Genomic DNA, 8,076 nt, shown 5'->3' on the forward strand with positions numbered 1-8,076 from the left:
AACCCGGCTCCGCCGGGCACCGGGCTCTGCCCGGACCCGCGCATCAAACGCCGGCGGGGCTGAACATGCCTGGCGGAGCCGGGGCTGCGGAGGGAACCGCTAGCCGCGCAGCGCCTCGGCGCCCCACGGCGTCTTGCGGATCGCCCGGCGGAGCCTGCGCGCGCGCAGCCCCGTCACGCGGTCCGCGTACACCGTCCCGTCGAGGTGGTCGCACTCGTGCTGGAGGCAGCGGGCGAAGAAGCCGGTCCCGGTGATCCGGACGGCGGCCCCGTCGGAAGTGACCCCTTCGACGACCGCCTGGTCGAAGCGGGCCGTGCCCGCCTCCAGGCCCGGCAGCGAGAGGCAGCCCTCGGGGCCGAGGTACTCGTCCCCGTCGGCCGTCACCAGGCGGGGGTTGACGACGTGCCCGACGTGGCGGACGTCCTCGTCGTCGGGGCAGTCGTAGACGAACACCCGCTGCCCGACCCCGATCTGGTTCGCGGCGAGGCCGACGCCCTGGTGGGCGTACATCGTCGCGAACATGTCCTCGATGAGCCGGTCGAGGGCCGGGCCGAACTCGGTGACCTCCGCGCAGGCGGAGTGGAGCACCGGATCGCCCAGCAGGCTCATGGTGCGGACGGTGCCGGACGTACCGGGGATGGGGCGCTGTCGCATGGCGGTAAGGGTACGACGGGCGAATATATGAGGAGATCTGCGGCGGCCCGGGGGCGCCGCGGTCAAGGCCCCGGCCGGTACTGGATAGGCTGGGGCCGACCGACGCAAGGAGGACAAGGGACGATGGCAGGCAACACGGAGCCGCTTTCGCCGCGGGCCAAGCTGGCCGTGACGGCGGGCAAGGCCGCGGCGGCGGTGTCGCGGGCCGCGGGACGCGGAAGCGGATCGGTGATCGGTGGCAAGGTCGCACTCAGGCTCGACCCCGATCTCCTCGGAGCGCTGGCGCAGCATCTCGATGTCGTCCTCGTCTCCGCGACGAACGGCAAGACCACGACGACCCGGCTGATCGCGGAGGCCCTGCGGGCCAGCGGTCCGGTCGTCTCCAACGCCCTGGGCGCGAACATGCCGGCCGGCATCACCTCGGCGCTGGCGGGCGGCTCGGACGCCAAGTACGGCGTCATCGAGGTCGACGAGAAGTACCTGGCCGGAGTGGCCCGGGACGTCACCCCCAAGGTGATCGCCCTGCTGAACCTCTCGCGCGACCAGCTGGACCGCGCCGCCGAGACCCGCATGCTCGCGGAGAAGTGGCGCGAGGGGCTCCAGGGCTCCAAGGCCGTGATCGTCGCGAACTGCGACGATCCGCTGATCGTCTGGTCGGCCTCCTCCTCGCAGAACGTGGTGTGGGTCGCGGCCGGCCAGGAGTGGAAGGACGACGCCTGGTCGTGCCCCTCCTGCGGCGGCGTCATGCAGCGCCCGGGCGACGACTGGTTCTGCGGCGAGTGCGGTTTCCGCCGCCCCACCCCCAGCTGGGTGCTCTCCGGCGACCACGTGCTCGACCCGCACGGCAGCGCCTGGCCGATCCACCTCCAGCTGCCCGGACGCGCCAACAAGGCGAACGCGGCCACCTCGGCCGCCGTGGCCGCGGTCTTCGGCGTCCCGCCGCAGGTCGCACTGGAGCGGATGTACCAGGTGCAGGCCGTGGCCGGCCGCTACGACGTGGTGAGCTTCCAGGGCCGCGAACTGCGGCTGCTGCTCGCGAAGAACCCGGCCGGCTGGCTGGAGACGTTCTCGCTGATCGACCCGCCGCCGACCCCGGTGATCCTCTCGGTGAACGCGCGCGGCGCCGACGGCACCGACACCTCCTGGCTGTGGGACGTGGACTACCCGCGCCTGGCGGGCCACCCGATCTTCGTGATCGGCGACCGCAAGCTGGACCTGGCGGTCCGCCTGGAGGTCGCGGGCCTGGACTTCCGGGTGTGCGAGACCCTCGACGAGGCCGTGCAGCTGGCGCCGCCCGGACAGATCGAGCTGATCGCCAACTACACCGCCTTCCAGGACGTGCGCCGCCGCGTCGGCAACTAGACCCGTCAGAAACGCAGAGGACAAGAGCATGAGCGACAACAGCCTGCGTCTGGTGTGGGTCTACCCCGACCTGCTCAGCACGTACGGAGACCAGGGCAACGCCCTCGTGGTGGAGCGCCGGGCGCGTCAGCGCGGCCTGGACGTGCAGCGCGTGGACGTGCGCAGCGACCAGCCGATCCCCACCTCGGGCGACATCTACCTGATCGGCGGCGGTGAGGACCGGCCGCAGCGGCTGGCCGCGGAGCGGCTGCTGCGCGACGGCGGTCTGGAGCGGGCCGTCTCGAACGGGGCGATCGTCTTCTCCGTCTGCGCCGGGTACCAGATCCTCGGCAACGAGTTCGTGAACGACATGGGCGAGCGCCAGCAGGGCCTCGGCCTGCTCGACGTCGTCACCGTGCGCGGCGAGGGCGAGCGGTGCGTCGGCGACGTGCTGGCGGACATCGACCCGCGGCTGGGCCTGCCGCAGCTGACGGGCTTCGAGAACCACCAGGGCGTCACCCACCTCGGTCCGACGGCCCGGCCGTTCGCCCGGGTGAGCATGGGCCGCGGCAACGGGACCGGCGACGGCACCGAAGGCGCGTACAACGACACGGTGTTCGGCACCTACATGCACGGCCCCGTGATGGCGCGCAACCCGCACATCGCGGACCTGCTGCTGAAGCTGGCCCTCGACGTGAACGCGCTGCCGGCCATAGACGACCGGTGGTACGAGGCGCTGCGCGCCGAGCGCATCGCGGCGGCGACGCAGCCCGCGTAGGGCCCGGCGGACCGCTCATCGGGGCGGCCCCGTCATCATCTGTTCGGCCCGGTTTTCCCTAGGGGGAACCGGGCCGACGTGCTTTCGTACGACGAGTGCGACCAGCATGTGGAGGATGGTTCAGCCCACCGCTCCACCGCTTGTAGGGTGGCCGTAGTTCCAACCGGACGACGTGGTCCGGTCGCCGGCCCACGTTGCAAAGGTCTCTTCCTGCCATGCGCATTGGTGTGCTCACTTCCGGTGGCGACTGCCCCGGCCTGAATGCCGTCATCCGCTCCGTCGTGCACCGAGCCGTCGTCGACCACGGCGACGAGGTGATCGGCTTCCACGACGGCTGGAAGGGCCTTCTGGAGGCGGACTACCGCAAGCTCGACCTCGACGCCGTCGGCGGCATCCTGGCCCGCGGCGGCACGATCCTCGGCTCCTCCCGGGTCCAGCCCGCGCACCTGCGCGACGGCGTGGAGCGCGCCCGCGGCCACGTCGCCGACCTGGGTCTGGACGCCATCATCCCGATCGGCGGCGAGGGCACCCTGAAGGCCGCCCACCTGCTCTCGCAGGCCGGCCTGCCGATCGTCGGCGTCCCCAAGACCATCGACAACGACATCGCGTCCACCGACGTCACCTTCGGCTTCGACACCGCCGTCGGGGTCGCCACCGAGGCGCTGGACCGGCTGAAGACCACCGCCGAGTCCCACCAGCGCGTGATGGTGGTGGAGGTCATGGGCCGCCACACCGGGTGGATCGCCCTGCACTCCGGCATGGCGGCCGGCGCGCACGCGATCGTCGTCCCGGAGCGCCCCTTCGACATCGACGAGCTGACGGCGATCGTCGGCGAGCGCTTCTCCGCGGGCAAGCGCTTCGCGATCGTCGTGGTCGCCGAGGGCGCCAAGCCGCGTCCCGGCTCGATGCGCTTCGAGGAGGGCGGCACGGACATGTACGGGCACGAGCGGTTCGCCGGCATCGGCAACCTGCTCGCCGTCGAGCTGGAGGACCGCCTCGGCAAGGAGGCCCGGCCGGTGATCCTGGGCCACGTCCAGCGCGGCGGCACGCCCACCGCGTACGACCGGGTGCTCGCCACCCGCTTCGGCTGGCACGCCGTGGAGGCCGCGCACCGGGGCGAGTTCGGCATGCTGACGGCGCTGCGCGGCACGGACATCGTCATGGTTCCGCTGGCCGAGGCGGTGCAGACGCTCAAGACGGTCCCGTCGGACCGGTACGCCGAGGCGCAGAACGTCCTGTGACTCCCGCGCGGTGAGTGGCGGCCCCGGGCGCGGATGCGTCCGGGGGCGGCATTACTGTGGTGGGGCGCCACAGTCAAGGGAGTGAACAGATGGATCACAGCGGGCACGGCATGGACATGGACATGGACCTGCCGCCCTTCACTCTCGGACGTGGTCTGGAGTTCTCCTTCGACGGCTTCTTCCTGATCGCCTCGCTGCTGGGGCTCGCCCTGTACGGGTGGGGCGTGCTGCGGCTGCTCCGGCGCGGGGACTCCTGGCCGGTGGGCCGGACCGTCGCGTTCACGCTCGGTGTGCTGAGCGTGATCCTGGTGATGTGCACGAAGCTGAACGACTACGGCATGGTCATGTTCAGCGTGCACATGGTCCAGCACATGGTGATCAGCATGATCACCCCGATCCTGCTGCTGCTCGGCGCGCCGATGACGCTGGCGCTGCGCGCGCTGCCGCCGGCCCCGCGCGGCACCAAGGGGCCGCGCGAGCTGCTCCTGATGCTGCTGCACAGCCGGTACATGCGGATCGTCACGCACCCGGCCTTCACCATCCCGATGTTCATCGCCAGCCTCTACGCCCTGTACTTCACCCCGCTCTTCGACTTCCTGATGGAGAGCCGGACCGGGCACATCGCGATGATGGTGCACTTCCTCGCCGTCGGCCTGATCTTCTTCTGGCCGATCATGGGCATCGACCCCGGCCCGCACCGGCCGGGATACGTGATGCGCATGCTGGAGCTCTTCGCCGGGATGCCCTTCCACGCCTTCTTCGGCATCGCGCTGATGATGGCGAGCGAGCCGATGATCAAGACGTACGCGAACCCGCCCGCCTCCCTCCGCATCGATCCGCTGCTCGACCAGCAGTGGGGCGGCGGCATCGCGTGGGCCTTCAGCGAGATCCCCTCGGTGCTGGTGCTGATCGCGCTGGTCTACCAGTGGTACCACTCCGAGCAGCGGGCGGCGAAGCGTTCCGACCGCGCCGCGGACCGCGACGGGGACCAGGAGCTGGAGGCGTACAACGCGTATCTGGCCTCGCTCCAGGCGCGTCGCCAGTAGCGGTTACCGCCTTCGCGCGCGACCATGGGGCATGACCGGATCTGTTAAGGCGATGGCTGTCATGACCTTCGCCGCTCTGGTGGCCGTGGCCACGTATTCCGTGGCCCTCGGCAGCAACGGCTGGCTGTGGTTCGGCTGGGTGGTGCTGGGCCTGCTGACCGCCGGGATGGCCGCCTCCCGCAGCGTGTGATCAAGACAGTGTGCGATCAAGGCTGCCCCTGACCTGCCGGACCGGGGCTGACTGTCCGTACGATGGCCGTGACAACGGGACATCGACGGGAGCGGCCTGGTGTTCTACCACTTGCTCAAGCACGTGTTGCTCGGTCCGCTGCTGAGGCTGCTGTTCCGCCCGCGGATCGAGGGGCTGGAGAACATCCCGACGGAGGGGGCCGCGATCATCGCGGGCAACCACCTGTCGTTCTCCGACCATTTCCTGATGCCGGCGATCCTCAAGCGGCGGATCACCTTCCTCGCGAAGGCCGAGTACTTCACCGGCCCCGGGGTCAAGGGCCGGCTCACCGCCGCGTTCTTCCGCAGCGCCGGGCAGATCCCCGTGGACCGCTCCGGGAAGGACGCCGGACAGGCGGCCCTGCGCGAGGGGCTCGGGGTGCTGGCCAAGGAGGAGCTCCTGGGCATCTACCCGGAGGGCACGCGCTCGCACGACGGGCGGCTGTACAAGGGCAAGGTGGGCGTGGCCGCGATGGCGCTGGGCGCCGGGGTGCCCGTCGTACCGTGCGCGATGGTCGGGACCTTCGAGATCCAGCCGCCCGGGCAGAAGCTCCCGAAGATCCGGCGGGTGACGATCCGCTTCGGCGAGCCGCTGGACTTCTCCCGGTACGCGGGGCTGGAGGGCGAGCGGGCGGTCCTGCGGGCCGTCACCGACGAGATCATGTACGCGATCCTCGGACTGTCCGGGCAGGAGTACGTCGACCGGTACGCGGCCGAGGTCAAGGCCGAGGAGGAGGCCGAACGGAAGAAGGCCCGGCGCACCTCGCGCTGAGCCTCCTCCCGGGACGGACCGGCCCGGGTCCGGCGACGGGCCGGTCGTACGGGCCGGTCCGGCGGTCTAGCGGACGGCCGGGAGCTCCTCGTGCGCCGGGAGGTCCGAGGCCTCGGCCTGGCCGAGGGACTTCGCGGCGGCCGGGGCCGGGGCGACCGGGGTGGCGTGCGGGTCGCACGTCACGTTCTTGGCGTCGACCTTGCCCGTCAGCAGGTAGGCGTCCACCCGGGTGTTGACGCAGGGGTTGACCAGGCTGGTGACCCCGTGCGAGCCCGCGTCCCGCTCGGTGATCAGGCGCGAGCCGGCCAGCCGCTTGTGCAGCGAGACGGCGCCCTTGTACGGCGTGGCCGCGTCCCGCTCGGACTGGACGATCAGCACCGGCGGCAGACCGCGCTTGGCACCGACTTCGATCGGGGTGCTCTGCTTGGACTTCCAGGTCGCGCAGGGCAGGTTCATCCAGGCGTTCGACCAGGTCAGGAACGGGTACTTGGCGTGCAGCGCGGTGTTGTCCCGGTCCCACTTCGCCCAGCTGGTGGGCCACTTCGCGTCGGCGCACTCGACCGCGGTGTAGACGGCGTTGCTGTTCTCGGCCGCCGCGTTGCCCTTGAGGTCGGACATGTCCGGGGCGATCGCGTCGACCAGCGCCTGGGTGTCCCCGGCGAGGTACTTGCTCCAGGTCTGGGCGACGGGCACCCAGGAGGAGTCGTAGTACGGGGCGCCCTGGAAGAAGCCGATGAGCTCGGCCGGGCCGACGACCCCGCCGATCGGGTTGGCCTTGGCGGTGGCGCGCAGCTCCTGGTACTTCGCCTCGACCTCGGCGCGGGTGGCACCGATGTGGAAGACCGCGTCGTTCTTGGCGACCCAGTCCTGCCAGTCGTTCCAGCGCATCTGGAAGGCGACGTCCTGGCCGAGGTTGGCCTCGTACCAGATGTTGTCCTGGTCCGGGTCGACCACGCTGTCGACGATCATGCGGCGCACGTGGGTCGGGAACAGGGTCGCGTAGACCCCGCCGATGTAGGTGCCGTAGGAGACGCCGAGGAAGTTCAGCTTCTGCTCGCCGAGGGCGGCCCGGATGACGTCCAGGTCGCGCGCGGTGTTCGGGGTGGTCATGTGCGGCAGCATCTCGCCGCTGCGCTCCTTGCAGCCGTCCGCGTACTCGGCCGCGAGCTTGCGCTGGGCGCGCTTGTCGGCCTCGCCGGACGGGACCGGGTCGGCCTTGGGGGCCTTCACGAACTCCTGCGGGTCGATGCAGGAGATCGGCGCCGAGTGGCCGACACCGCGCGGGTCGAAGCCCACGAAGTCGTAGGCCTTCGCGGTGTTCACCCACAGCGGGCTCTTGGTGGTGACCCGGCGCGGGAAGCGCATGCCGGAGCCGCCGGGGCCGCCCGGGTTGTAGATGAGCGCGCCCTGGCGCTCCTCCTTGGTGCCGGTGCTGCCGATCCGGTCGACCGCGATGTCGATGGTCTTGCCGAACGGCTTGCTGTAGTCGAGCGGGACCTTCACCCAGCCGCACTGGATCGGCTTCTCGAAGCCCCAGTCGGCGGGACAGTCCTTCCAGTCGATCCCGGTGTGCGCGGCGCGGGCGGCGGCGATCTTCACGCCCACGGCCTCCGCGGCTCCGTTGTCACGTCCGGCCGGGGCCGCTCCGGCGGGCGGTGCGAGCAACAGGCCCGCCGCGAGTGCGCCGGTGATGAGAGTGGCGGCGCTCCCCAGCGTCGCGGTGCGTATCACGTGGTGGTTCCCCCTGCGTCAAATGCCGCCATGGGCGGCCTGGTTCGGTCGGTCTGGTCATCGGCGTGCAAGGGGATCCTTGTCGCTCACCCGTACCGGGCGACAGAGCGCGGCCGGGTTCTTTGCCAAGCCGATAACCGGGGAGGCGTGTACCGCTGAGCGGTGTCCGATGCGCCCCGGGTGCGGGAGGCCTAAAGGGTGTTGCAGAAGGTCTGTCTTGGGCAGGCCGCAGTGGTGTTTGATCTGCTTGTTCACCGTGTCAGGGCGAGGTTGTGCATGGTGGCG

8 protein-coding genes are annotated in these 8,076 nt (G+C 70.9%); 6 read left to right on the plus strand and 2 right to left on the minus strand.

What is annotated here, in order from left to right; genetic code table 11:
• Positions 1-99 precede the first annotated feature (99 nt).
• Positions 100-654, minus strand: coding sequence for a peptide deformylase (gene def, locus AB0D94_RS37275; RefSeq protein ID WP_362062252.1), 555 nt, complete (start codon positions 652-654; stop codon positions 100-102).
• Positions 655-777: 123 nt separating this feature from the next.
• Between def and AB0D94_RS37280 the strand changes: the two genes are divergently transcribed.
• From AB0D94_RS37280 to AB0D94_RS37305, 6 genes are all read left to right on the plus strand, one after another.
• Positions 778-2,016 carry a MurT ligase domain-containing protein gene (locus tag AB0D94_RS37280; protein WP_136211516.1) on the plus strand — a complete coding sequence of 413 codons (1,239 nt, stop codon included), beginning with the start codon at positions 778-780 and terminating at the stop codon, positions 2,014-2,016.
• A gap of 28 nt (positions 2,017-2,044) precedes the next feature.
• On the plus strand, positions 2,045-2,773 hold the full coding sequence (locus tag AB0D94_RS37285; RefSeq protein WP_362062256.1) for a glutamine amidotransferase: 729 nt from the start codon (positions 2,045-2,047) through the stop codon (positions 2,771-2,773).
• Between the two features lie 215 nt (positions 2,774-2,988).
• Positions 2,989-4,014: a 6-phosphofructokinase gene (locus AB0D94_RS37290; RefSeq protein WP_362062259.1), complete on the plus strand. Its 1,026-nt coding sequence runs from the start codon at positions 2,989-2,991 to the stop codon at positions 4,012-4,014.
• Between the two features lie 89 nt (positions 4,015-4,103).
• The gene (locus AB0D94_RS37295) at positions 4,104-5,060 is read left to right on the plus strand and encodes a cytochrome c oxidase assembly protein (RefSeq protein ID WP_362062262.1); all 957 of its coding nucleotides are present in this window, start codon (positions 4,104-4,106) and stop codon (positions 5,058-5,060) included.
• 31 nt (positions 5,061-5,091) lie between these two features.
• On the plus strand, positions 5,092-5,250 hold the full coding sequence (locus AB0D94_RS37300; protein ID WP_362062265.1) for a hypothetical protein: 159 nt from the start codon (positions 5,092-5,094) through the stop codon (positions 5,248-5,250).
• Between the two features lie 99 nt (positions 5,251-5,349).
• Positions 5,350-6,060: a lysophospholipid acyltransferase family protein gene (locus tag AB0D94_RS37305; RefSeq protein ID WP_362062268.1), complete on the plus strand. Its 711-nt coding sequence runs from the start codon at positions 5,350-5,352 to the stop codon at positions 6,058-6,060.
• A 66-nt stretch (positions 6,061-6,126) separates the two neighbouring features.
• Here the strand turns inward: AB0D94_RS37305 and AB0D94_RS37310 are convergent, their stop codons facing one another.
• On the minus strand, positions 6,127-7,791 hold the full coding sequence (locus tag AB0D94_RS37310) for an alpha/beta hydrolase (protein ID WP_362062271.1): 1,665 nt from the start codon (positions 7,789-7,791) through the stop codon (positions 6,127-6,129).
• Between the last annotated feature and the right edge of the window lie 285 nt (positions 7,792-8,076).

This window comes from Streptomyces sp. NPDC048255, from assembly GCF_040652415.1.
Taxonomy (GTDB): Bacteria; Actinomycetota; Actinomycetes; order Streptomycetales; family Streptomycetaceae; genus Streptomyces.